Below are 24,229 nucleotides of genomic sequence, written 5' to 3'. Positions count from 1 at the left end.
CCGGCCGGTTCCGGTCGTAGCCGACAGCCGGAACCGGCTCACCGGACGGTGGTGACGAGTTCCTCGATCTTGGTGCCCAGGACGTGGGCGTCGGCGGGTGTGAGCCCGTACATGCGCTCGCCGGTGTCACCGCGCTCGTTGTGGTCGAGGTAGCGCCCGTCCGGTTCGGCGTTGTCGAACCAGCGCACCACCTGGGAGCGGTTCACGCGGCCGGTGCGGTCGCGCATGTTCGCGGCGAGCTGCCCCGCCCGCACGTGCTCGGCGGCTCCGATGGCCTGGTAAGTCGCCAGCTGACGGTCCCCGCTGCTGCCGCGTCTCGCCGTCGCCGGTTGCAGGACGCTCTGCGGCGAGGTGTCCTCTTCGGACTCCTCGCGGGGGAAGGAACCGGCGGGGACCTTCACCGGTCCCTTGCTACCCGGCGGGGCCGGGGGCAGCGTCGGCAGCAGCACCTGCGACAGGGTCGCCCGCTCGTGCAGCTCGATGGTCAGCGCGCCACCGTAGCGGTCGGTCTCGCCGGGCGGCTGGACGCCGAGGACGATCCGGTTGCCCTCCGTGACCGCCGCGACCGCGCGCCACATGGGTTCCTGCCCGGCCTCGGGAAACCACAGCGAGTCCACCCACAGGTAGGGCTTGCACAGCACCGTCAGCGCACGGGCCAGCCCGGGCTCGACCTCGTCGTCGACGATGAGGCCCTGAGCCCGCATGGTGCCGTACTCGCGCTTGCCGACCTCGCCGTACTGCTGCCGCGTGTGGCCGTAGGGCGGAGCTTCGAGCGGCAACGCCAGGTCGTCCAACCCGAGGTAACCGTGCACGAAGTACAGATGCAGCGGGTGCAGCTGCCAGCGGCCCGAGACGGCCAACGCTTCTCCCCTTGTCCGGTGCGGGCGCGTCCCTTCCGCGCCCGCACGTGGTGTCGTGTCACTCGAAGACCGGCGGGGCGGTCTTGGGCATGTCGTTGAGCCAGACGTCGTCGTCTTCGACCAGCCAGGACTCGCGCTCGTGCTCCTCGTCCGCGCCGCCCTGGTTCTGGCCGCCCATGCCGCCCATCGGCATCCGGCCACCACCGCGACCCGACGTGGTGCTGCTCGTGGACGACGTGCTCGGCGTCGACGGGGTGCCCTTGACCGGTGCCGTACCGGACCGGCCGCCCTGGCCCAGCTGGTTGGAGCCGCTCCCCGGCGTGCCGCCCGGCATCCCACCGGCCGCGTAGCCGCCACCGGCGCCACCACCTCCGGCGCCGCGCCCCGCGACACCTCCGGCAGCGCCCCCAGCAGCACCACCGACGCCGGCACCACCGGCGCCGCCCGGTCCGCCCGACACCCCGGACGTCCAGGCCGACTCGCTGCCGGCCGGTCCCTGCGACGTCCCGCCCGGCCCGGACGGGTACCTCGGGTCCTGCGGGGTCCTGCCGTTGGCGCCCCCGTCCCGGCCACCCGGGCCGTTCGGGCTCGCCGAGCGGTTGTCACCCGATCCGTCGCCGTTCGGGCCACCACCGCCGTTCGGAGCGCTGCCGCCGTTCGAGTTCACGCCGCCGGAGCCATCGCCGGTGTACCCCGGAGGCCGCGCGGGCGGGACCCCCGGCGGCTCGGGCGGAGGCGGCTGCGCCGGCGGATCCGCCGGCTTGCCGTCGAGCTTCCTGTAGGCCGGGACCGTGGAGTCCACGTCCTTGTAGGTCGTCCCCAGCACCCGGCCCATGGTCTCCTGGGCCTTGCGCTCCTCCTGCTGGCGCTCGTGCATCTGCCCGACGCCGTCCTTCACGACCCCGGTCGGGCCTCCGGCGAGGCCGGCCACGAATGACTGACTGATGTCGTGGTCCTGCGGCGGCGGCACCATCGCCTTGCTCTGCCCGGCCGCCGAGGCCGCCTCCTTGATCTTGTTGCCGGTCAGCTTGAAGCACTCTCCGCTGCCCCGCATCCAGTCCGCCAGCGGTTCGGAGGACTGGTTGGCCGCGTCCGCGGCCTGACCGGACCAGCCGCTGGTGATCGCCTTGGAGGCCCGCTGCTTCAGGCGATCACCGATCGTGCCCAGCTCGTCACCGATGTTCTTCCAAGCGTCGCCCACCGCTGCCGCGTCGGACTCCTTCAGCGTGTTCTGGTTGGTGTCGTAGATGTGGCGGTGGTCGTAGGACTGCCAGTTCTCCTGCTGAGTCAGCGAGGCGGGATCGTAACCGGCCGGAGCGTCCAACCGCTGGTTCTCCGCGGCCAGGTCCTCCCGCTGCTGCTGGCCCTCCTTCTTGGCAGCGGCGGCCTGCTCCTGCTGCGCGTTCTCCGCGCGCGTGTCGAAACCGAGCAGGCTGCCGACGTCGTCGCGCACCACCCCGGCGGCGTCACCGACGAAGTCGACGGTGGAGCTGGCCGCGGTACCGACAGCACCGACAACGGCATCACCCACCGGACTCAGCTGGCTCTCCAGGAAATCACCAAATCCCATGGCTCCCCCTCACGCCGGATCCGGAACGTTCGGCTCGATCTTCTTCGCGATCTCCAACGCCTTAGCGCACTCGTCGATGTCGTCGGGGGGACTGATCTCATGGGCCTGCACCTGGATAGTCCCCTTCCCAGCGTTGAACATCACATTGCAGAGCCGCGCCTTCGTCGTTCCCTGTGTAATCGCCTGCGCCCCAGAACGACCATTCACTTGGATACGCTCGAACTTCGCCCACACAGTCTTTTTCTCCGCCGAGGAAACCGTCTGGCGCGTGTTCTTAATCAAAGTAGCCGAGATAGGTTTACCATCGAAATCGCAGCCTGGCTGCCAAGGAAGTTCATTCCTAGGTTCGCCAGTCACTTCAAGACCGAAAGATTCGAGCGTTTCCGGTGGAAGCATCTGGCAGGGCTGCACACTAGCCAAATCATCCTTGGATGACGACGCGCTCGTCGTCTCGGGCGAGGTATCGCCCGCGATCCCACCTGTTCCGCATCCGGCCACACCCACCAGTGCCACACCGGCAGCAGCCGCCACCAGCGACCTCGACCACACGCTCACTCCGCACCCCTCTTGAAGTCCTGGGCAGTCTGCTCGTCGGTGACATGGTAGTTCTTGACCGCCTGCCGAAACAGATCAGCCTTGCGCCGCATCTCGTCGGCAAGCTGCCCCAGCAAATCGGCCGCACCCGTTGACCCGTTGCGGGCCTTCTGGCCGAATTTGGCCGCCAGCTGCTGCCCCGAGGGGTAGTCCCCCAGCCCCGGCACCTGCTGAAGCCTGCCAGCAGTTTCGACCAAGTCGTCGACCTCTCCGGCCTCTTCCTCGTAGACCTTGGCCGCGTCCTCGGCCGACTCCGGGTCCATGCTCAGCTGACCCGCCGAGATCTGCTGCTGGAACCGCTGGTTCTCGGTCCTGATAGCGCCCAGCGCGGCGCTCGCTCCCGTGAAGCCTGCGGATTCTGCGTTCGGGTCGGTCACTGCTGCCCCCTCGCGGTCCGGACGTGATCCCCTCGACCGGCCCCCGACCCGGTCAGCAGCGATCACTGTATAAGAAGCGCGGCAGCACAGTCACAAGAATCAACACAACCGTAATGTGACCCGGGTCTCACCCGTTCAGCCGATGCAGGAACACCGACCAGCGCTGACGGTCCACACGCAACACGGGCCCGTCCGGCTCCTTCGAGTCCCGCAGGGCCACCCCGCCAGCCACGAACGCCACCTCGACGCAGTTCGCGCCATTGTCGCTGTAGCTCGATTTACGCCACTCACCCACCATCAAGAACCCTCCGAGTACACGGCAAGGCGTTCCTCGATCGCCTTCACCGAGTCCGCCGACGACAGCGCGACCGACAGTAGTCGTTCACTCGAACGGATGTAAGCAGTCACTTGGTCCTGATCCTGGACGTACACGGCACCGTCCGGAATTTCCACGTACCCGATGGACTGCGCCTCCACGAAGTGCAGCAGCATGAAGCCCCCGCTCAACGCGGCATGCGGCCCCACGGAGGTCGGCAGCACACGAAGCTCCACGTGGGACCTGTCCACCACTTCCAGCAGATGCTCCATCTGTTGCCGCATCACCCCGCCCGTCCCGACCGGGCGATCGAGAACCGATTCCTCGACAACGGCGACAAGACCCAGCGGACTCTCCTCGATCAAGCGCTGCTGACGTGCCAGGCGAAGACTCACCAGACGCTCGTTGTGATCGGGGCGAACACGGACGCTGGCCGCTGTCAGTGCAGCGGCATACTCAGGGGTCTGCAACAGGCCGGGCAGGATCAGCGGTATGTAGATGAACTCGCTGCTGGCGATCCCTTCCAATCCGACGAACGTCTTGAGCCAGTCCGGCAGCACGTCGGTCCAGGGTGCCCACCAGGTCTTGTTATCGGCTCGGCCAGCCAGTGAGGACAGTCGGTCAACGTCCCAACGTGGCGCGTCGTAGAACTCCAGCAGGGCTGCGATCTCCTCCGGCTGCGGGAAATACCGGCCGGTTTCCAAATGCGTGATCTTGCCTGGCGAGCATCCGAGTGCCTTCGCCGCCGCAGCACTGGTCTCACCCGCGCGCAGCCGGTAGTTGCGCAGCTCGACACCCACGAGCCAGCGCAACGCCGAGGGGTCACTTCGATCAGCCACAGTCCGCCTCCTGTTCCACACGTCCAAGGACAGTGTGTATCGAACCTGTAGCTCAGTGCGTACACCACCCGATCGGGTTATGGCAATCCATAAAGATTTACAGCTATGTTGCGAGTGATCGCAGTCACCGACCCGAGGAGGGACAATGACCGACACCGACACCACCGCATCCGAGTGGCGCCCCTGGGCCACGCGGGAGGAGTTCCTGGCCGAGCTGCAGGACATGGTCACCGAGAACGCCCCGGCCGTCTTCGCGCTGTGCCAGGAGATCGGCGAGTACCAGGACGGCGTCGTCGCCTACTGGGGCATCGCCCACGACGACCACACCGACCTCATCGGAACCGGCGGCAGCATCCACACCGGATTCCGCGACGCCACCACCGCCCACAAGCGCCTCGCCCGCGCCCACCCCACCCTCCACCTCATCTGGGCATAACCAGTCACACCGCTGTGGGGGTCCACAACTCTCCCCAAGTTGTGAACCCCCGCGCGGGACGGTGCTGTTAAGGCCGGGGTTTCAGCGGCACGATCCGCCACCACGTGATGCAGCGCCAGAGCCACTCCATCGGCCCGTAGCTGAAGTACGCGAGCCAGACACGACTCCACACCGCCTGGAGGACGAGGATGCCGGTGGCCAAGGCGAGTTCCGTGCCCCACGCGGTCGACTCGTGGAGCCCGAGAAGGTGTCCGAGCGGGATGAACAGCAACGTCGCCGTCACGTAGTTGGTCAGCGCCATCCGCCCGAGCGGGCGCAGTGTCCCGGACAGCACACGACCCACCGCTGTCGGAAGAAGCAGGAGGAACCCGCTCGCGTAGGCGGTGGCCATGCAGAGCCCGGCCAGGGACGACGACGTGGTGAACCCGGCCGACAGCGGATCCTGCTCCTGCCAGACCAGCGTGACCACCGAGAGTGCGACCGAAGCCGCGAACACCGCGAGGATCGGCTTCCCACTTCGGTGCAGCTTCTCCGGGAGGTGGTACTGGGCGGCGGCGAAACCGAGCACGAGCAGCCCGGGGTTGAGCGCGATACCGCCACTGGCCACGGTCAGTCCCGCGAGGAGGAGCATCACGGCGATCAGCAGGTTCGCCCACCTGGGCGCCCAGCTCAACGGCAGCAGGAAAACCAGGCCGATGAGCGCGTAGACCAGCAGTGCCTCGCCCGGCTGCAGCAGGTGGTGCAGCGCTCCGAACACGGCCAGGGCGAGCAACCTGCGGCCGAGCAGCAGCCGGGGGCGCTCGGAACGGGTCCCGGCCCGTTGCAGGAAGATGCCGAAACCGACGCCGAACAGCAGGGCGAAGATCGGGAAGAAGCGCTGCTGGACCGTCATGTCCAGCACGTGCCGGACGGGCAGCACCTCCATGTCGACGGTCCCCGACATGTGCATGACCGGCGGGATGTTGACGAAGATGATCCCGCACAGGGCCAGACCCCTCAGGGCGTCCAGCGCACCGATGCGGCGACCGGAGCCGGGCGTGCGGTCGGTGTCATCGGCCCCTGGTCGCGAAACTTCCGTCGTCGTCATGACGCCGTGCCCGTCTCCGGTGCACACGGACGTCCGGGAAAGCCCGGGGTGGGAAATTCGGGAAGAGGACTTCGTTTGCTCACGGGGCCAGGATGCTACCGGGAGCCGGCCGCACGGGACGGCTGAACGACCCGCATCCCTCGACTTCGAGGACGATCTTTCGACCGTGCCCTCATCCATTCGGCCGAGGGCCGCCCACTCCCTCCGCGATGCCGCTACGCGGCGACGGGGATGTTCAGGTGCAACCAGTCGTACCAGGCGAGCATTCCCCGGCCGGTCTTCGCCGAGACCGGCAGCACCCGGATCTCGGGATTGATGCGCTTGGCGTACCGGGTGAACAACCCGATGTCGTAGTCCAGGTGCGGCAGCAGGTCCACCTTGTTCAGCAGCACCAGGTCGGTGGCGCGGAACATGTTCGGGTACTTCAGCGGCTTGTTCTCGCCCTCGGTCACCGAGGCTATGACGACCTTGTCGTGCTCACCCAGGTCGAACAGGGCCGGGCAGACGAGGTTGCCGACGTTCTCGACGAGCACCACCGAGTGTCGTGGCGGGTCCAGCGAGCTCAGACCGCCCGCGAGCATGTCCGCGTCGAGGTGACACCCCGCACCGGTGTTGATCTGCACGACCGAGCATCCCGCCGCCCGCAGCCGGTCGGTGTCCAGCAGGGTCTCCTGATCACCCTCGATCACCGACAGCGGCAGCTCCGATTCGGACTCGCGCAGCGTGCGCTCCAGCAGCGTCGTCTTGCCCGCACCCGGCGAACTCATCAGGTTCAGCGCGAGGATCTCGCGTTCGGCCAGCCACCGGCGATTGCGGTCGGCGCGCACGTCGTTCTTGGCCAGCACCTCCTGCTCCAGCAGGAGCGTGCGGGTCCGCTCCGCCGTCTCCTCGCGGTCGTGCTCGTGATCGCGCCGGTGCCCGTCCGGTCTCGCGGGGTCGATCACTCGAACCCCCGCGCTCTCGGAACATCCATACGTGCTGCACATTCCCGTGTCACCTCCACCGATCTCACCCGCAGCTCGCGCCCGGCCGGCTCCGACGCGTCGACGCCGGCCGCAGGCGCACAGCGCGATCAGGTCCGCCAACTCGAACTCGGATCCGCACTCCCGACACCGCCCGGACGGCTCGGCGACGTCGAGGGGGCGCCGTCCAGCGCCGCGCCCTCGACGACGAGGCCGAAGCAGAACCGTACCGAGTCGGGCACCACGCCGGAGAGCTCATCGACCTCCGACTCCGGGCGGGTGGTCCGCGACTGCTCGCCCGCATCGAGCAGCGCCTCCACCGCGCTCCGCGTGATGCCCGACTCGTGCACGGCCTCCCCTCCCCAGGGGTCTTTCCCAACGGATCCCCGACAGTGGCCCCCACTCGGCCGAAGACCCCGCACTCCCACGGCTCGAACGCGCCCAACACCTCGATCGCTTCGCCGGGAGTGCCCGATGCACGTGGGCGATGCTCACATCCCGCCGGCCCTGGCGGGGCGCTTGGCGTCCGCACCGATCGCACGGACCACGACGATGCCGAGGCCGACCACGGCCGAAACGAGGAAGAATCGACGGAACACGAAAAACCTCCACGGGAGAAAACGAACAACGATTTTCCGACGCACCGATTCGCCTCTCGTGACCGCGCTTCCGGCGTCCACGAATTCCACGAATCCTGCGCATGAGCGGGAAGCGCTCAGGAAATCGTTCCCGAATCCCACCCACGTGACGCGACTTCGACCAGTATGGCCTTGGCGGCACCGGCCAGCACGCCGAAATCCCGATCCGTCCCGACGGCTCCGACGATGTAACTCGATCGTGTCACGAAGCGATCTCCACGGGTACCGCGACCCACACCGTCGTGCCGTCCGACCGCAGCGGCAGCGGATCCAGCTGCGCGTGGGGATCCAGCACGCCACCACCGGCGGCCCGGACGTCGTAGGGCTCCTGACACCCCGGGCAGGTCAGCACCGCACCGTCGAGGTCGGCCTCGGCGAGCGCGGCGGTGCAGGCCGGGCACCGGTCGCGGTAGGCGTACAACTCGCCGGAAGCGTTGCACACCAGCACCGAGTCGTACTCCGCCCACACCGACATGAGTTCTCCGGGACCGAGCGTGCGCGCCGCCCGGACGTCCATCCAACAGGCCCTCGCGTTCGGGTGCAGCCCGTGGACCGCCAGCAGACCGCCGACGAGGTCGTCGGCGGCGAGCCACCGCAGCAGCTCGCCGCCGACCTCTCCCCTCCCGCGCAGGATTCCCACTATCCTGCCCAGGCCCTCGCCGTAGCACTCGCCCACGGTTCGGACCAGGTCTTCGGCCGTCCGCCTGGTCTCCGGCACGCCGGCCGCCTCGATCTTGTCGAGGAGCTCGCGGACCCCCGGGTCCATCGCGCCCACATCGCCGTTTCGGGTCATCCCACCGCCAGGTCACGCAGCGTCGGTCCCCACAGCGCGCGGTACGGCTCGGACGGGACCACGGACAGGTGGTCGACGCTGTCCGCCTCGGCCGCCCGGCCGTCCTCGTCCCCGGCGGTGACGGTGCTCGGACCGCGGCGGGTGTCGTCCACCGTGTTCACCCCCTGACGACCGCGATGGCTTCACCCGCGTGCACGAGGATGGTCTCGCCGCGCTGGGCGGGCACGAGCGCGACGCCGACCTCCTCGTGGGCGGAGCCGGTGTCCACGACGGCGGTCCGGTCGTCGAGCAGTCGGACGACGGTGACCTTGACCGCCTCGTCGGAGCAGATCACGCAGGTTCCGGCGGAGCAGGCGTGTCCGGCGGGGTCCGGCAGCGGCACGTCACTCATGCGGTCACCTCCGGTTCGAGTGCCGCGGCCACCGTCTCGGCTGTCGGCGAGCGCGTGCCGCGACGGCTCGTCACGGCGCCGGAAAAGCCGGTCCACGGCAGGGGGCGTCATCGCGGTCACTTCCTCGTGCGCGGGGGGATGCAGCGACCATCAAGCTAAGTCCGCGCCCCCGGCCCTACAACTCGGCCCGGGAGATGCCCCCTGATCAGGGGACCGACTCAGCCCTGGCGCACCCGTCGAAACCGCCGCACCGCGAGGGCGACCGCGCGCCACCCCAGCATGAACACCCCGAGGAACACGGAGGTGACCACGATGAACGAGACAGGGGTCCCCGAGCCGGTGGCCCACCGCAGCACCATGCCGATCACGACCGTGGCCACCCACACCACCAGCCCCGTCGGGACCACCGAGACCGGGTGCCGCGGCCCTCTTCCGACCAACCACCCCACGAGAGTGCCCACGGCGAACGGCCACAAGGTCGCCACGACCCCTACCAGCGCGTTGCCCTCCTCGTGGCTGCCACGCCCGATGAGCACGAACAACAGCACCACGACGAGATCAGCGATCAGGGCCCACAACCAGCGCATGCGGAACAGTCTAGGCGGATCGCCGAAGGTGGGGAGGTGGACACGGTTCCACCGTGATCCAGCTCCCACGGCGGGCGCGGTGACAGCGGCGCCGCGGCGCGGGTTTCCCGGTTTCGCGCGAAACCGGGAAAATCACCGTGGCACCGGGGACGCCTCAGCGCCCGCGGTTGCCCCTCAACCTGGTGAGGGCCTCGTCCAGCAGCGCCACGCCGTCGGAGTCGCTGCGGCGCTCCTTGACGTACTCCAGATGAGTTTTGTGCGGCTCGGTGCGCCGCGGCTCAGGAGGGTGCTCGGCGTCCTGCCCCGCCGGGAGCCCGCAGCGCGGACAGCTCCACTGCTGCGGGACCTCGGCGTCGTGCGCGAACGACGGCCGCACGTGGTGACCGTTGCCGCACCAGTAGTCCACCTGCTTGCGTGGAGCGGAGTGGCCCCGCTCCCCCTCACCCGTCGGACCCGCACCGATGCGCTTACCTCGAATCGCGTTACCGCCAGTCATCCGTCCTCACCCCGCCGACCTGCCCGGTTCTGCCTGCGATCCGCTCACGAGCGACGGCCTCAGCTGCTCAACGAGACCAGCAACCCACTGCCGATGATGGAGATGACCCACAACGCGATGACGAAGAACGTCATCCGGTCGAGGTTCTTCTCCGCCACGCTGGAGCCCGCGAGACTGGACTGCATACCGCCGCCGAACAGCGAGGAGAGGCCGCCGCCCTTGGCCCGGTGCAGCAGCACCAGCAGCACCAGCAGCACGCTCGTGACGAGCAACATGATCTGCAGGAAAAGTGTCATACCGTCCTCGTTCGTTCGGCGATTCGCGACACAGCGTACCGGTCGGTCGACACCGCGTGGACCGCCGTCCGCATCAAGGCAGTGGTCCGCCCGCGGCCATGGCGCTGAGCTTGGCGAACTCGTCGCCGTTGAGACTGGCACCACCGACCAGCGCGCCGTCGACGTCGTTCTGACCGACGATCTCGCCGATGTTGCTGGACTTCACCGACCCGCCGTAGAGGATACGCACGTCGTCGGAGACCTCCGTGCCGTACTCGTCGGCCAGGGCCCGCCGCACGGCCCGGTCGCAGACCTCCTGGGCGTCGGCCGCGGTGGCTACCTTGCCGGTGCCGATCGCCCAGACCGGCTCGTAGGCCACCACGGTGCGGCGGACCTGCTCGGGAGTGAGGTCCTTGAGACCGTTGATCAGCTGCGTGGTGCAGTGCTCGACGTGGTCGCCGGCCTCGCGGACCTCCAACGACTCACCGACGCACAGGATCGGCGTCATGTCGTGGTTGAGGGTCGCGCGGACCTTGCGGTTGACCACGTCGTCGGTCTCGGCGTGGTACTCGCGGCGTTCGGAGTGGCCCACGACGACGTAGCCGCAGCCCAGCTTGGCCAGCATCGGCGCCGACACGTCCCCGGTGTAGGCACCGGAGTCGTGCTCGGAGACGTCCTGGGCGCCGTAGCCCAGCGAGAGCTTGTCGCCGTCGATGAGGGTCTGCACGCTGCGCAGGTCGGTGAACGGCGGCAGCACGGCCACCTCGACCTTGTCGAAGTACTTCTCCGGCAGGGCGAAGGCGACCTTCTGCACCAGGGCGATGGCCTCGAGGTGGTTGAGGTTCATCTTCCAGTTGCCGGCGATCAGGGGTTTCCTGGCCATGTTGTTCAGCCCTTCCCTTCCAGGACAGCGACACCGGGGAGTTCCGCGCCCTCGAGGAACTCCAGCGAGGCACCCCCGCCGGTGGAGATGTGGGAGAAGCCGTCCTCGGGCAGTCCGAGAGCCCGCACCGCGGCGGCGGAGTCACCACCACCGACGACGCTGAAGGCGTCGGAGTCCACGATGGCGCGGGCCACACCGCGGGTGCCCTCGGCGAAGGCGGCGAACTCGAACACCCCTGCGGGGCCGTTCCAGAACACCGTGCGCGCCCCGCCGAGGATCTCGGCGAAGAGCTCGACGCTGCGCGGGCCGATGTCCAGGCCCTGCCACCCCGCCGGAATGGCCTCGGTCGAGACCACCCTGGTCTCCGCGTCGGCGGCGAAGCGATCGGCGGCCACGACGTCGACCGGCAGCACGAGCTTGCCCCCGTGCTCGTCGAGCAGGCGCCGGGTGGCCTCGATCTGGTCGTGCTGCAGCAGCGAGTCGCCCACGTCGTAGCCGCGGGCGGCCAGGAACGTGTAGGCCATGCCGCCGCCGATGACGAGCTTGTCGACCTTCGGCAGCAGCGCCTGGATCACGCCGAACTTGTCGGAGACCTTCGAACCGCCCAGGACGACGACGTAGGGGCGCTCGGGGTCACCGGTCAGCGTGCGCAGCACGTCGACCTCGGAGAGCACGAGCCCGCCGGCGAAGCCGTCGAGTCGCTGGGCGACGTCGTAGACAGAGGCCTGCTTGCGGTGCACGACGCCGAATCCGTCGGAGACGAACGCGGCGTCGTCACCGACCAGCGCGACCAGCTCGTCGGCCAGTGCCCGGCGCTCGGCGTCGTCCTTGCTGGTCTCACGAGGGTCGAACCGCACGTTCTCCAGCAGGGCGACCGAGCCCTCGGACAGCTCGCCCACCACGGAGCGAGCCGACGGGCCGACGACGTCGCCGGCCAACGCGACCTCGGTGTCGAGCAGCTCGCCGAGCCGCCGGGCGACCGGGGCCAGCGAGAACTGGGGGTCGGGTGCGCCCTTCGGGCGGCCGAGATGAGCGGTGACCACCACACGTGCTCCGGCGGTGGTCAGCTTCCGCACGGTCGGCAGCGACGCCCGCACCCGACCGTCGTCGGTGATGGTCTCGCCGTCCAGCGGCACGTTGAGGTCGGCGCGCACGAGCACGCACCGACCCCGAACGCCCTCGGACAGCAGATCGTCGAGGTTTTTCACGCCTGTAGCTCCGTGGATCGCCGAATCAGGAAAGCTTGGAACCGATCAGGGCCGCGACGTCGGCGAGCCGGTTGGAGTAGCCCCACTCGTTGTCGTACCAACCGACGACCTTGGCCTGGTTGCCGATGACCTTGGTCAGCGGTGCGTCGTGGATCGTCGAGGCCGGGTCGCTGACGATGTCGCTGGAGACGATGGGGTCCTCGCTGTAGCGCAGCACGCCCTTGAGCCTGCCCTCGCTCGCCGCGGCCCGGAACGCCTCGTTGATCTCCTCGGCCGTGGCGCTGGTGTTGAGCGTGGCGGTCAGGTCGGTGACCGACCCGGTCGGCACCGGGACGCGCATGGCGTAGCCGTCGAGCTTGCCGTTGAGCTCGGGCAGCACCAGGCCGATCGCCTTGGCCGCGCCGGTGCTGGTGGGGATCACGTTGAGGGCGGCGGCGCGGGCGCGGCGCAGGTCCTTGTGCGGACCGTCCTGGAGGTTCTGGTCCGCCGTGTAGGCGTGCACCGTGGTCATCAGGCCCTGCTCGATGCCGAAGGAGTCGTTGAGCACCTTGGCCATCGGCGCCAGGCAGTTGGTGGTGCACGAGGCGTTGGAGATCACCGTCTGCGAGCCGTCGTACTGGTCGTCGTTGACGCCGAGCACCACGGTCAGGTCCTCACCCTTGGCCGGTGCGGAGACGAGGACCTTCTTGGCCCCGCCCTCGTCCACGTGCTTGCGGGCGTCCTCGGCCTTGGTGAAGAAACCGGTGGACTCCAGGACCACGTCGACCCCGAGGTCCGACCACGGCAGCTTGCCCGGATCCTTCTCGGCCAGGATCCGCAGCAGCTTGCCGCCCACCTTGATGCCATCGTCGGTGACCTGCACGTCCTCGCTGACCTGGCCGAGTACGCTGTCGTGCTTGAGCAGGTGGGCCATGGTCTGGAGATCGCCCAGGTCGTTCGCGGCGACGACCTCGATGTCGTGCTCGCTGGCGGCGACCGCACGCCAGAAGTTCCGCCCGATTCGACCGAAGCCGTTGATACCTACGCGAACTGTCACGCCGATCTCTCCTCGTGACTGACCCGGCCGCGGGCCGCGGCGGGTGAGCGGTTGATGGACTCGTTTCGCACCCTATCGTTGTCTCGTATCCCCTCGCTCGGGCGGGAGCGGGGCCGAACGGACGAATTTTCGTCCGCGCCCGCATCCCGCGCGGAACGAGGGGGGATGCGGGTGCGGACGGGTCCGGACGCCCGTTCAGGCGGCGACGCGGCGCTTGCGGAGTCGACCGACCGTCATGACCACCACGGCCACGACCATGATCGCGTACAGCCCGATCGAGTACGGACTGCCGAACAGCACCCCGACGTCGCCCTGCCCCATGGCCATCGCCCGGCGCAGCGAGGTCTCGGCCAGCGGCCCCAGGATGACGCCGATCAGCACCGGCGCGATCGGGAAGCCGTAGCGGCGCAGCAGGAACCCGAGCACGCCGACGAGGTAGAGCAGCACCACGTCGGACAGCGACGTCCGCGCGGTGTAGACGCCCAGGGTCGCGAAGACGAGGATGCCCGCGTACAGGTAGTTGCGCGGGATCCGCAGCAGTTTCGCCCACACCGGCGCGAACGGCAGGTTCAGCACCAGCAGGATCGCGCTGCCGATGAACAGGCTGGCCAGCAGCGCCCAGACGAGGTCGGCCTGCTCGGTGAACAGCAGCGGACCCGGCCGGATCCCGTACTGCTGGAAGGCACCGAGCATGATCGCGGCCGTTGCCGAGGTGGGCAGGCCGAGGCTGAGCAGCGGCACCAGGGAGGTCGCCGTGGTCGCGTTGTTGGCCGCCTCCGGGCCCGCCACGCCTTCGATGGCCCCGCGACCGAACTCGCTGTTGCCGCGGCGCCGGGCCAGCGACTTCTCCGCGGCGTAGGACAGGAACGTGGGGATCTCGGCGCCGCCGGCGGGAATCACGCCGAACGGGACGCCGAGTGCGGTGCCGCGCACCCAGGGGCGCCAGGAGCGCGACAGGTCACGGCGGCTCAACCAGGGCCGTCCCGCGACGATCGTCTCGGTGGCCGCCCCGTTCCGCGACCGCGCGGCCGTGTGCAGCACTTCGCCGACGGCCAGCAGGCCGACGGTGACCACGACGATGCTGACGCCGCCGAACAGCTGGGTGACCCCGAACGCGAAGCGCACCGTGCCGGTCTGCTCGTCGATGCCGACCAGGGCCAGCGCCAGGCCGATCCCCAGCGCGGTCACCCCGCGCAGCACGTCGCCGGAAACGACGCCGGAGGTCGCCAGGAACGCCAGCACCGCGAGCGCGAAGTACTCCGCCGGGCCGAACTGCACGGCCAGCTGCACCATGTACGGGGAGAAGAACACCACCAGCGTGACCGCGACGATGCTCGCGACGAAGGAGCCGAGCACCGCCGTGGCCAGCGCCTGGGGCGCCCGCCGGTTCTCGGCCATCGGATAGCCCTCGAACGCCGTGGCCATCGAGGAGCTCTGGCCGGGGGTGTTGAGCAGGATCGCGGTGGTGGCCGCGCCGAACTGCCCGCCGAAGTAGACGCCGGCGAACATGATGAAGGCCCCGGTGGGGTCCAGCTGGAAGGTGATCGGCAGGAGCAGCGCGATGGCCATCGCGCTGCCCAGCCCCGGCAGCACCCCGACGATGGTGCCCAGCACCACCCCGACGAGGCTCCAGAGCAGGTTCATCGGCGTCAGCGCCGCGCCGAACCCTTCGAGGAGCAGTGAGAAGGTGTCCACTCAAACCACCCCCACCAGCACGCCGGGCGGCAGGGTCAGGCCGAGCCCGGCCGAGAAGGCCAGCTGCACGGTCGCCGAGACCAGGAACGACACTCCCAGGTCGCGGAGCACCTTCCGGCCGCCGAGGGCGTAGGACACGCCCCAGAACAGCAGTGCACCGGCGATGATCCAGCCGGCGGTCTCGAGCAGCAGCAGGTGCGCGGTCAGGGTCGCCAGGACGATGCCCAGCGCCCGCCGGTCGCTGCCCTCGCCAGTGGTCTGCTCGGTGTCGCGCGCCGTGGAGCGGGCGCGCAGGAGCACCTGCACGACCAGCGCCGCTCCCAGCGCCATAAGCAGCACCGCGACCAGCCCGGGGAAGAAGCGCGGGCCGAGGTAACTGACCGAGGAGGACACGTCCATCCGGACGGTGGCCAGCAGCATGAGCGTCCCGGTCACCGCGACGAGCGCGGCGACGAGCAGATCACCGCGCTCGACCCGGCCACCGGGGGTGGTTTCGGCCCGCCCGGTGCGGACTCTTTCCGGTGAGGTGGTCATGACAGTCCCAACTTCGTGCTGATCCTGGCGATGCGCTCGGACTCGGTGTCGACGAACCGCTTGAACTCGGTGCCGGTCCGGAAGGTGTCCTTCCAGCCGTTGCGGCGCAGCGCGGCTTGCCACTGCGAGCTGTCGTGCACCTGCCGGGCGATCTCGACCAGTTCGGCGCGCTGCTCGGAGGTGAGTCCGGGAGGGGCGACGAGCCCGCGCCAGTTGGCCAGCTGCACGTCGACTCCTTGCTCGCGGAAGGTCGGCACGTCGATGCTGCGCACCGGCTCGGGTGCCGACAGCCCCAGCGCCCGCAGCTCACCGGACTTGATCTGCCCGGCGAACTCCGCGTAGCTGGAGACGCCGACGTCGAGACCACCGTTGAGCATTCCCGCGGTCACCTCGCCGCCACCGGCGTAGGCGATGTAGTTGAGCTTGCCGGTCTCCACCCCGGCGGCCTCCATGAGCATTCCGGTCAGCAGGTGGTCGGTGCCTCCCGCGGAGCCGCCGCCGACGACGACCGAGGCGGGGTCGGCCCGCCAGGCGGCGAAGAGGTCGCGGATCGAGTGGTACGGCGAGTCGGCCGGTACGACCACGACGCCGTAGTCGTCGGCCAGCCGCGCGACGGGGGTGACGTCGCCGAGGGTGACCCGCGACTCGGTGGTCTCGATCGAGCCCATCATGACGGCACCGGTGGCCATCAGCGTGTTGCCGCGGCCGGTCATGCCCGCCAGGCGGGTCAGGCCGATCGTGCCGCCCGCGCCGGGGATGTTGAGCACTTCGGTGGTGTTGGACAGGTCGTGCGCGTCGATCCCGGACTGGAACTCGCGGGTCATGGTGTCCCATCCGCCGCCGGGCGAGGCCGGCGCGATGAGGTGCAGTTTGTCCCGCGGCCCGGTGCCGCTTTCGGCCGTCGAGCGCGCGTCGACGGTCGCCGCGCCCACGATGACCACCCCCAGGACCGCGACCAGGGTAGTGAGCAGCCGTTTTTTCATGAACCTTCCCTGCGTTGCCGTTCGTCGGACAGCCGAGGAGCCGTCCGTCACAGGACGTGGATCACAGGGTGTGCGTCACATCCGTTCAGGGGAATGTGGTGTTCATAAGTCGCAGTAATGGTCGTTGTGGTCACGGGCGGTCGAGCGATTCACCCGGGGTGGTGAACCCGGTGGGGAGCCGACGTTGCACACTCCCGTGGCGAACTCGGGAAAGGTGGTTGTCATCACGGTCGGCTTCAGGAAGCGGGGGGCGGCGACGCGAAGACTGTCGCTGGCGGGGCAGTTCTTCGCCCTGCAACTCGTTCTCGTGGTCATCGCGATCACCGCCAGCGGCGTGTTCTGGTGGCGCCAGAACCGCGCCGAACTCGACGAGCAGTACGCCCAACGGGTGCTGACGATCGCCGAATCGGTGGCCACGCTGCCCACCGTCCGGCAGGCCTTCGACGATCCGGAGCCGGCCCGCACGATCGCCCCGCTGGCCGAACGCATCCGCCGGGCCACCGGTGCGTCCTTCGTCGTCGTGGCCAACGAGCACCAGGTCCGCTACTCGCACCCGGTCGAGAGCAGGATCGGCGAGCACCTGTCCACCGACGCCTCGATCGCGCTGTCGGGCCGGTCCTGGACGGGAGTCCAGGTGGGCACCACGGGCCGCTCGATGCGGGCGAAGGTCCCGGTGCTGGACCAGGGCGGCGAAGTGATCGGCGTGGTCTCGGTCGGCATCCCGGTCACCGACGTCGCCGACGAGGTCTGGGAGACGCTGCCCAGGCTCGTCGGTGTGGTGCTGGGGCTGGTGCTGGTCGGGGCCGTGGGCACCTACCTGATCTTCCGGCGGATGCGGCGCCAGACCTTCGGGATGGCCGCGGGCGAGATCGGCACGCTGGTCGAGCACCGGATGGCCATGCTGCACGCGCTCAAGGAGGGCGTCGTCGCCTGCGACCCCGCCGGGCGGGTCACGCTGGTCAACGACGAGGCCCGCAGGCTGCTGGGTCTGCCGGACGACACCGAGGGGCGCTTCCTGGAACGACTGGAACTGCCCGAGCGGCTGCACGAGGTGCTCGACGGTCGGGCCGACGGCGCGGACCAGATCGTGCTGCGCCGGGGCCGGGTGCTGGCGCTGAACCGGATGCCGGTGCGCATGGACGGACGCGACGGCGGTTCGGTGGTGACGCTGCGCGACCGCACCCAGCTCGATCGGCTCGCCCGGGAACTGGACGGGGCGCGCACGACCACCGACGCGCTGCGCGCCCAGGCTCACGAGTTCTCCAACCGGATCCACACCATCGCCGGACTCCTGGAGCTCGGCGAGCACGAGGAGGCGCGCACCTTCGTCGAGGAGCTCAGCACGACGCAGGCCCAGCTGTCCGAGCAGCTGACCACGCGGGTGCGCGATCCCGCCGTGGCCGCGCTGCTGTTGGCGAAGTCGGCCGCCGCCGGCGAGCGCGGCGCCGAGTTCGTCCTGGCCCCGGAGGCCGATCTCGACGCGCTGCCGGGCACGGGCGCGCGGGAGGACCTCATCCTGGTGGTGGGCAACCTCATCGACAACGCCGTGGACTCCCTGGAGCCGGGGGGAGGACGGGTGGGCGTGTCGGTGCGCTCGGTGCGGGACGAGGCCGGGGCGGCGGCGACGCTGGTCGAGGTCGACGACTCCGGGCCGGGTGTCGCCCCGGAACTGGCCGAGGAGGTGTTCCGAGCGGGATTCACCACCAAGGTCGCCCAGCGGGGCGGCACCGGTGGGCTGGGGCTGGCGCTGGTCCGCCAGACCTGCCGCAACCGCGGTGGCTGGGTCCGCATCGACAACGACCAGGGGGCCGTGTTCACCGCGCTGCTGCCGGTCTCCACCCCCGCGGACGATTCCGCTCGTGACGATTCCGAACGGGAAGAACTCGATGGGAGCGGTGGATGATTCGCGTACTCGTCGTCGACGACGACGCCCGGGTGGCCCACAACCACCGCAAGCTCGTCGAGACGCTGGAGGGGTTCGAGGCGGTCGGGGTGGCCCGCACCGCTGCCGAGGCGTTGACCTCGGTCGAACAGCTGGGGCCGGATCTGGTGCTGCTGGACATCTACCTGCCGGACGAGTCCGGGGTGCAGGTGCTGCAGCGACTGCGTGGAGCCGCGCACACGCTGGACGTGCTCGTGATCACGGCGATGCGTGACGCGGAGACGGTGCAGGCGACCATGCAGAGCGGAGCCGTGCACTACCTGCTGAAGCCGTTCCCGTTCAGCGAGCTGCGCGACCGGCTGAACCAGTACGCGCAGGCTCGGAGTGCGCTGGCCTCGGTCACCGAGGCCGAACAGTCCGACGTCGACCGCGTCTACGGCCTGATGCGCACGCGCGCGAGTCCTCCGGCGAAGTTGCCCAAGGGGCTGTCGCAGGTCACCGCGCAACTCGTCGTGGACACGCTGCGCACGGCCGACACCGACCTGTCAGCGCTCGAACTCGGTGAGCGGGCCGGGCTCTCCCGCGTCAGCGCCCGGCGCTACCTCGATCACCTCTCGACGACCGGAACGGTCGAGCTCCGACTCCGCTACGGCTCGGCGGGACGCCCCGAACACCGCTACCGCTGGACCGGCGACGCCGATCAGTAAATCTTTTGCGTTCCTTTCACAAAGCGGCTTCGCCGCTGTGCCTCATGCACGCGAATCGACCCGCCGGGGGTTCTCAGGCGTCGCCTCGCGAGGACAGCTGGCACGTGGCGCGGTGGCTACTCGATGTGACAGGTCCCGGAGCGAGGCGGCGTCTGAGGTTCCCCCACCCAACCCCTGGCCAAGCCAAACCGTGAAACCCGGCAACTCACACCTCGGCGTCGAGGAGTTCCTTGGTCACGGCCGACTCGGTGTCGGGGAGGTTGAGTTCACGCGCCTGCTTGTCGGCCATCGCCAGCAGTCGCCGGATGCGCCCGGCGATGGCGTCCTTGGTCATGGGGGGATCGGCGTACTGCCCCAGCTCCTCCAGCGAGGCCTGCCGGTGTTCCAGTCGGAGCCGTCCGGCCACGAGCAGGTGCTCGGGCACCGAGGAGCCGAGCAGTTCCAGCCCGCGCTCCACCCGCGCGGCCGAGGCCACGGCCGCCCGCGCCGAGCGCCGCAGGTTCGCGTCGTCGAAGTTGGCCAGCCGGTTGGCGGTCGCCCGGACCTCGCGCCGCATCCGGCGCTCCTCCCAGGAGAGCACGCTGCTGTGCGCTCCCAGTCTGGTCAGCAGTGCCCCGATGGCGTCCCCGTCACGCACCACGACCCGGTCGGCCCCGCGCACCTCGCGGGACTTGGCCTGCACGTCCAGCCTGCGCGCGGCACCCACCAGCGCCAACGCCGCCTCCGGGCCGGGGCAGGTGACCTCCATCGAGGAGGAACGCCCCGGTTCGGTCAGCGAACCGTGCGCCAGGAACGCCCCCCGCCAGGCCGCCTCCGCGTCGCACGTGCCGCCCGCGACGACGTGGGCGGGGAGTCCCCGCACCGGCCGTCCCCGCGGATCCAGCAGGCCGGTCTGCCTGGCCAGGCTCTCGCCGTCGCGGACCACCCGGACGACGTAGCGCGTGCCCTTGCGCAGTCCACCGGAGGTGATCACGTGCACGTCGGAGTGCTGACCGAACAGCTCGTTGAGCTCACCACGTAGCCGCCGCGCCGTGGAGCCGCTGTCGAGCTCGGCCTCCACCACCACGCGCCCCGCCACGATGTGTAGCCCGCCGGCGAAGCGCAGTAGTGAGGACACTTCCGATCTCCGGCAACAGGTCCTGGTCACCGGCAACCGGCTGAGTTCGTCCTTGACCGCCGAGGTCATCGCCACTAGTCCGTCCTCCTCTCCAGTGCTGTCCGCAGGCTCGCCGCCAACGCCCCGACATCGTGTCTGCCCGGTGCGGCCGGTACGGCGACCTGATCCAACAGAGTCTGCGCACCCAGCTTGGCAGCCGCAGCGCGAAGTCGATCGGGAGTGGGTACCGAATCGGCGTCGGCGAGCACCGAATCCACCCGAAGACGCGGCGCATGCTGGGTAAGCACGTCCAAGTGCTGTTCCGGAGAGAAATCCGCGGTCTCACCCGGTTGGGGGGTGAGGTTGAGGACGACGAAGCGACGCGCCCGGGTTTCCACCAGCGCCTCGTGCAGCTCGGGAACCAGCAGGTGCGGCAGCACACTGGTGAACCACGATCCGGGTCCGAGCACGACCACGTCGGCCTCGGACACCGCCCGGACCGCCTCCTCCGATGCGGTGGGGCGCGTGCGGTGGCCGTTGGTAGCGTACAGCCGTATCTCGCGCACCCGGCCGGGGGTCGTGGCGATGGCGACCTGTCCCCTGATGGTGCGCACCGCCTCCCGGTTCTCCTCCAGCCCCGTGACGTCGGCCTCCATGTCCAGCGGCTCGCAGGACATGGGCAGCACCCGCCCCCGCACGCCCAGCAGTCGGCACACCTGGTCCAGCACGGCCACCGGATCGCCGAGCACGTCCAGCAGCCCGGCCAGCATGAGGTTTCCCACGGCGTGACCGGCCAGGGCACCGTCACCGCCGAAGCGGTGCTCGAACATCCGGGACCACGCCTGCGTGTCGGCTTCCGAGTCCGACAGGGCGGCCAGCGCCTTGCGCAGGTCGCCCGGCGGCAGCATCCCCAGCTCGCGGCGCAACCGGCCCGAGGAGCCGCCGTCGTCGGCGACGGTCACCACGGCGGTGACGTCCGGGGTGATGCGCCGCAACGCGCCCAGGCTCGCCTGCAACCCGTGCCCCCCGCCCAGGGCCACCACCCGCGGGGACCGCTGCGGGGCGCTCACTCGCGCCCCAGGTCACGGTGCACCGTCTTGACCATCACCCCATCGTCCTCGGACAACCGTCTGGCCAGCTCCTCGGCCAGGGTCACACTGCGGTGCTTACCGCCGGTGCACCCCATCGCCAGGGTCAGGTACCGCTTGCCCTCCCGGTGGTAACCGGCACCGACCAGCCGCAGCATGTGCTGGTAGCTGCGCAGGAACTCCTCCGCGCCCTCCTGCCCGAGCACGTAGTTGCGCACCTCGTCGTCGAGCCCGTTGAACTCGCGCAGCTCCGGGATCCAGAACGGGTTGGGCAGGAACCGGCAGTCCATCACCAGGTCGGCGTCCATCGGGAGGCCGTACTTGTAGCCGAAGGAGAGCACCGTCACCCGGGTGCTGGTGCTGCCCTCGCTGCCGAACGCGTCCTCGATCTTGGCGCGGAGCTGGTGCACGGACAGTCCGGTGGTGTCGACCACCAGATCGGCCTCGGCCCGCAGCTTCGACAGCAGCGAGCGCTCGGCGGCGATGCCGTCGGCGAGCCTGCCCTCGCCCTGGAGCGGGTGCCCGCGCCGGACCTGTTCGAAGCGCCGGACCAGCACCTCGTCGGTGGCCTCCAGGAACACGACTCGCGGTTTGTAACCGCGGGCGTCCAGGTCCTTGATCACCGAGCCCAGGTCCTCGGTGAACGCGCGACTGCGCACGTCCATGACCACGGCCACCCGGGTGATCTCCCCGCTGGACTGGGCACCGAGCTCGACCATCGTCGAGATCAGTTCCGGAGGCAGGTTGTCCACGACGAACCAGCCGAGGTCCTCCAGACACTTCGCTGCGGTACTGCGTCCGGCCCCGGACAGGCCGCTGACGACAGCGACCTCGATACCCGACTGCTCCTCGTTCACTGCTTGCCCCCTTCGATCTCTTCCCCGGACGCCTCGTTCGAGGCGGTCTCTCCCCCGTTCAGGGCCGTATACACGGCCTCGGCGGTGCTCCGGCCGAAACCGGGAACCGCACTGATCTCGTCGACACCGGCCCGGCGGATCTTGCGCAGCGAGCCGAAGTGCTTGAGCAACGCCGCCTTGCGGGTCCGCCCCAACCCGGGGATCGCGTCCAGCTCGGAGTCGGTCAGCCGCCGGGAGCGCTTCTTGCGGTGGTAGGTGACCGCGAAGCGGTGCGCCTCGTCACGGACCCGTTGCAGCAAGTACAGCGCCTCGCTGGTACGGGGCAGGATGACCGGTTCGGGCTCGGCGGGCAACCACACCTCCTCGAGGCGCTTGGCCAGGCCCACCACGGCGACGTCGGTGATCCCGAGCTCGGCCACGGCCTCGGCGGCGGCGTTGGCCTGGGGGGCGCCACCGTCTACGACCAGCAGGTTCGGCGGGTAGGCGAACTTGCGCGGTTTGCCGGTCTCCGGGTCGACGCCCGGGGAGGGCTCCTCCTCCTGCGCGGGATCGACGACGGCCGTGGTCGCGTCCGACTGCACCCCGGGCGGCGTGGCGGGGGCGTTCTCGGTCTCGGCGAGGTAACGGGCGAAACGACGCCGCACGACCTCGGCGACGGAGGCGACGTCGCCTCCGTCGGCTCCCTCCCGCACGGAGAACCGGCGGTACTCGGACTTGCGGGCCACGCCGTCCTCGAACACCACCAACGAAGCGACCACGTCACTGCCCTGCACGTGGCTGACGTCGATGCACTCGATGCGCAGTGGAGCGCTGTCCAGCGCCAGGGCCTCCTGCAGCTCCTGCAAGGCGGCCGAACGGGCCGTGATGTCCCCGGCGCGGCGCAGCTTGTACTGGGAGAACGCCTCCTTGGCGTTGCGCTCGACGGTCTCCAGCAGGGTCCGCTTGTCGCCCCGCTGCGGGACCCGCAGCCCGACCTTGGTGCCCCGCAATCCGCCGAGCCACTGGGCGACCGCGTCGGGGTCGGGCGGCAGCTGCGGGACCAGCACCTCACGCGGGACGGGGCTGCCCCCGGCGTCGGCCTGCTCGGCCAACGAGGCCTGCTCCCCGTAGAACTGGGTGAGGAACTGCTCGGTCAGCTGCGCGGTGTCGGTGTTCTCCGCCTTGTCGATGACCCACCCGCGCTGGCCGCGCACGCGCCCGCCGCGCACGTGGAAGACCTGGACAGCGGCGGCCAGCTCGTCCTCGGCGAAGGCGACCATGTCGGCGTCGGTGCCGTCACCGAGCACGACCGCCTGCTTCTCCATCGCCCGGCGCAGGGCCTCCAGGTCGTCGCGCAGCCGGGCGGCCCGTTCGAAGTCCAGCTGCTCGGAGGCCTCCTGCATCTGGGCGTCGAGCCGACGCATCATGGTGTCGGTGCGCCCGGACAGGAAGTCGCAGAAGTCGTCGACGATGTCGCGGTGCTGCTCGGCGTCCACGCGCCCCACGCACGGCGCCGAGCACTTGTCGATGTAGCCCAACAGGCACGGGCGGCCGATCTCGGCGTGCCGCTTGAACACGCTGTTGGAGCAGGTCCGCGCCGGAAAGACCCGCAGCAACATGTCCAGGGTGTCGCGGATGGCCCACGCGTGGGCGTAGGGACCGAAGTAGCGCACGCCCTTCTTGCGCGGGCCCCGGTAGACGTGCAGCCGCGGGTACTGCTCGTTCAGCGTCACCGCCAGCACCGGGTAGGACTTGTCGTCGCGGTAGCGGACGTTGAAGCGGGGATCGAACTCCTTGATCCAGGAGTACTCCAGCTGCAGGGCCTCGACCTCGGTGTTGACCACCGTCCACTGCACCCCGGTGGCCGTGGTCACCATCTGGCGGGTGCGCGGATGCAGGCCGGACAGGTCGGCGAAGTACGACGCGAGTCTGCTGCGCAGGCTCTTGGCCTTGCCGACGTAGATCACGCGCCCGTCGGCGTCGCGGAAGCGGTAGACGCCGGGGGAGTCCGGGATCGTGCCGGGAGCTGGTCGGTAGGTGGACGGGTCGGCCACGGCCCC

At 69.7% G+C, this 24,229-nt stretch carries 28 protein-coding genes; 3 read left to right on the top strand and 25 right to left on the bottom strand.

Going from position 1 to position 24,229, the window contains the following annotated elements:
* Positions 1–38 precede the first annotated feature (38 nt).
* The 6 genes from FHX42_RS04550 to FHX42_RS04525 form a co-directional block, all read right to left on the bottom strand.
* Entirely contained in the window at positions 39–860 is an 822-nt protein-coding gene (locus tag FHX42_RS04550; RefSeq protein ID WP_182542873.1) for an ESX secretion-associated protein EspG, read from the bottom strand.
* 58 nt (positions 861–918) lie between these two features.
* Positions 919–2,430 (bottom strand): PPE domain-containing protein, encoded by a 1,512-nt coding sequence (locus FHX42_RS26955; protein WP_182542872.1) that lies wholly within the window; start codon positions 2,428–2,430, stop codon positions 919–921.
* A gap of 9 nt (positions 2,431–2,439) precedes the next feature.
* A complete protein-coding gene (locus tag FHX42_RS04540; RefSeq protein ID WP_182543508.1) occupies positions 2,440–2,961 on the bottom strand; it encodes a DUF3558 family protein in 522 nt (173 codons plus the stop codon).
* A gap of 20 nt (positions 2,962–2,981) precedes the next feature.
* Positions 2,982–3,401, bottom strand: coding sequence for a hypothetical protein (locus tag FHX42_RS04535; RefSeq protein WP_182543584.1), 420 nt, complete (start codon positions 3,399–3,401; stop codon positions 2,982–2,984).
* Positions 3,402–3,528: 127 nt separating this feature from the next.
* Positions 3,529–3,699 carry a DUF397 domain-containing protein gene (locus FHX42_RS04530; protein WP_182542871.1) on the bottom strand — a complete coding sequence of 57 codons (171 nt, stop codon included), beginning with the start codon at positions 3,697–3,699 and terminating at the stop codon, positions 3,529–3,531.
* Positions 3,699–4,517 (bottom strand): helix-turn-helix domain-containing protein, encoded by an 819-nt coding sequence (locus FHX42_RS04525; protein ID WP_328795896.1) that lies wholly within the window; start codon positions 4,515–4,517, stop codon positions 3,699–3,701. Before FHX42_RS04525 ends, FHX42_RS04530 begins: the two co-directional genes overlap by 1 nt.
* A gap of 184 nt (positions 4,518–4,701) precedes the next feature.
* On the opposite strand from FHX42_RS04525, the gene FHX42_RS04520 reads away from it, so the two are divergent.
* Complete coding sequence (locus FHX42_RS04520; RefSeq protein WP_182542870.1) at positions 4,702–4,992, top strand: hypothetical protein; 291 nt, start codon at positions 4,702–4,704, stop codon at positions 4,990–4,992.
* Between the two features lie 67 nt (positions 4,993–5,059).
* Here the strand turns inward: FHX42_RS04520 and FHX42_RS04515 are convergent, their stop codons facing one another.
* From FHX42_RS04515 to FHX42_RS04445, 15 genes are all read right to left on the bottom strand, one after another.
* Positions 5,060–6,079: a DUF418 domain-containing protein gene (locus FHX42_RS04515; RefSeq protein WP_182542869.1), complete on the bottom strand. Its 1,020-nt coding sequence runs from the start codon at positions 6,077–6,079 to the stop codon at positions 5,060–5,062.
* Positions 6,080–6,294: 215 nt separating this feature from the next.
* Positions 6,295–7,065 carry a hydrogenase nickel incorporation protein HypB gene (gene hypB, locus FHX42_RS04510; RefSeq protein ID WP_182542868.1) on the bottom strand — a complete coding sequence of 257 codons (771 nt, stop codon included), beginning with the start codon at positions 7,063–7,065 and terminating at the stop codon, positions 6,295–6,297.
* Positions 7,066–7,151: 86 nt separating this feature from the next.
* Positions 7,152–7,391 (bottom strand): hydrogenase maturation nickel metallochaperone HypA, encoded by a 240-nt coding sequence (locus FHX42_RS26280; RefSeq protein ID WP_235986890.1) that lies wholly within the window; start codon positions 7,389–7,391, stop codon positions 7,152–7,154.
* Positions 7,392–7,881: 490 nt separating this feature from the next.
* Complete coding sequence (locus FHX42_RS04500; protein ID WP_182542867.1) at positions 7,882–8,472, bottom strand: Rieske (2Fe-2S) protein; 591 nt, start codon at positions 8,470–8,472, stop codon at positions 7,882–7,884.
* Positions 8,469–8,624 (bottom strand): hypothetical protein, encoded by a 156-nt coding sequence (locus tag FHX42_RS04495; protein WP_182542866.1) that lies wholly within the window; start codon positions 8,622–8,624, stop codon positions 8,469–8,471. The genes FHX42_RS04500 and FHX42_RS04495 overlap by 4 nt, the downstream gene beginning before the upstream one ends.
* A gap of 5 nt (positions 8,625–8,629) precedes the next feature.
* Positions 8,630–8,863 carry a HypC/HybG/HupF family hydrogenase formation chaperone gene (locus tag FHX42_RS04490; protein WP_182542865.1) on the bottom strand — a complete coding sequence of 78 codons (234 nt, stop codon included), beginning with the start codon at positions 8,861–8,863 and terminating at the stop codon, positions 8,630–8,632.
* 218 nt (positions 8,864–9,081) lie between these two features.
* Positions 9,082–9,450 carry a DUF3054 domain-containing protein gene (locus FHX42_RS04485; protein ID WP_182542864.1) on the bottom strand — a complete coding sequence of 123 codons (369 nt, stop codon included), beginning with the start codon at positions 9,448–9,450 and terminating at the stop codon, positions 9,082–9,084.
* A gap of 154 nt (positions 9,451–9,604) precedes the next feature.
* A complete protein-coding gene (locus tag FHX42_RS04480; RefSeq protein ID WP_182542863.1) occupies positions 9,605–9,946 on the bottom strand; it encodes an RNA polymerase-binding protein RbpA in 342 nt (113 codons plus the stop codon).
* A 59-nt stretch (positions 9,947–10,005) separates the two neighbouring features.
* On the bottom strand, positions 10,006–10,242 hold the full coding sequence (gene secG, locus FHX42_RS04475; protein ID WP_182542862.1) for a preprotein translocase subunit SecG: 237 nt from the start codon (positions 10,240–10,242) through the stop codon (positions 10,006–10,008).
* A 73-nt stretch (positions 10,243–10,315) separates the two neighbouring features.
* Positions 10,316–11,104 (bottom strand): triose-phosphate isomerase, encoded by a 789-nt coding sequence (tpiA, locus tag FHX42_RS04470; protein WP_182542861.1) that lies wholly within the window; start codon positions 11,102–11,104, stop codon positions 10,316–10,318.
* 5 nt (positions 11,105–11,109) lie between these two features.
* A complete protein-coding gene (locus tag FHX42_RS04465; protein WP_182542860.1) occupies positions 11,110–12,312 on the bottom strand; it encodes a phosphoglycerate kinase in 1,203 nt (400 codons plus the stop codon).
* 25 nt (positions 12,313–12,337) lie between these two features.
* Positions 12,338–13,348 (bottom strand): type I glyceraldehyde-3-phosphate dehydrogenase, encoded by a 1,011-nt coding sequence (gene gap, locus FHX42_RS04460; RefSeq protein WP_182542859.1) that lies wholly within the window; start codon positions 13,346–13,348, stop codon positions 12,338–12,340.
* Between the two features lie 195 nt (positions 13,349–13,543).
* A complete protein-coding gene (locus FHX42_RS04455; RefSeq protein WP_182542858.1) occupies positions 13,544–15,043 on the bottom strand; it encodes a tripartite tricarboxylate transporter permease in 1,500 nt (499 codons plus the stop codon).
* The gene (locus FHX42_RS04450; protein WP_182542857.1) at positions 15,044–15,577 is read right to left on the bottom strand and encodes a tripartite tricarboxylate transporter TctB family protein; all 534 of its coding nucleotides are present in this window, start codon (positions 15,575–15,577) and stop codon (positions 15,044–15,046) included.
* Complete coding sequence (locus FHX42_RS04445; RefSeq protein ID WP_182542856.1) at positions 15,574–16,560, bottom strand: Bug family tripartite tricarboxylate transporter substrate binding protein; 987 nt, start codon at positions 16,558–16,560, stop codon at positions 15,574–15,576. Before FHX42_RS04445 ends, FHX42_RS04450 begins: the two co-directional genes overlap by 4 nt.
* Positions 16,561–16,774: 214 nt before the next feature.
* On the opposite strand from FHX42_RS04445, the gene FHX42_RS04440 reads away from it, so the two are divergent.
* The gene (locus FHX42_RS04440; protein ID WP_220479489.1) at positions 16,775–18,463 is read left to right on the top strand and encodes an ATP-binding protein; all 1,689 of its coding nucleotides are present in this window, start codon (positions 16,775–16,777) and stop codon (positions 18,461–18,463) included.
* Positions 18,460–19,149 carry a response regulator gene (locus FHX42_RS04435; RefSeq protein WP_182542855.1) on the top strand — a complete coding sequence of 230 codons (690 nt, stop codon included), beginning with the start codon at positions 18,460–18,462 and terminating at the stop codon, positions 19,147–19,149. The genes FHX42_RS04440 and FHX42_RS04435 overlap by 4 nt, the downstream gene beginning before the upstream one ends.
* 205 nt (positions 19,150–19,354) lie before the next feature.
* Here the strand turns inward: FHX42_RS04435 and whiA are convergent, their stop codons facing one another.
* The 4 genes from whiA to uvrC are packed head-to-tail and all read right to left on the bottom strand — an operon-like array spanning position 19,355 to position 24,223.
* A complete protein-coding gene (gene whiA / locus FHX42_RS04430; protein ID WP_182542854.1) occupies positions 19,355–20,341 on the bottom strand; it encodes a DNA-binding protein WhiA in 987 nt (328 codons plus the stop codon).
* Complete coding sequence (locus FHX42_RS04425; RefSeq protein ID WP_182542853.1) at positions 20,341–21,315, bottom strand: gluconeogenesis factor YvcK family protein; 975 nt, start codon at positions 21,313–21,315, stop codon at positions 20,341–20,343. Before FHX42_RS04425 ends, whiA begins: the two co-directional genes overlap by 1 nt.
* Entirely contained in the window at positions 21,312–22,190 is an 879-nt protein-coding gene (gene rapZ / locus FHX42_RS04420; RefSeq protein WP_182542852.1) for an RNase adapter RapZ, read from the bottom strand. Before rapZ ends, FHX42_RS04425 begins: the two co-directional genes overlap by 4 nt.
* On the bottom strand, positions 22,187–24,223 hold the full coding sequence (gene uvrC, locus FHX42_RS04415; protein ID WP_182542851.1) for an excinuclease ABC subunit UvrC: 2,037 nt from the start codon (positions 24,221–24,223) through the stop codon (positions 22,187–22,189). Before uvrC ends, rapZ begins: the two co-directional genes overlap by 4 nt.
* Positions 24,224–24,229 lie beyond the last annotated feature (6 nt).

Origin of the sequence: Halosaccharopolyspora lacisalsi, from assembly GCF_014137975.1 — a bacterium.
Lineage (GTDB): Bacteria > Actinomycetota > Actinomycetes > Mycobacteriales > Pseudonocardiaceae > Halosaccharopolyspora > Halosaccharopolyspora lacisalsi.
Note: the sequence above shows the minus strand (reverse complement) of the source record. Positions and strands in the feature narration are given on the sequence as shown.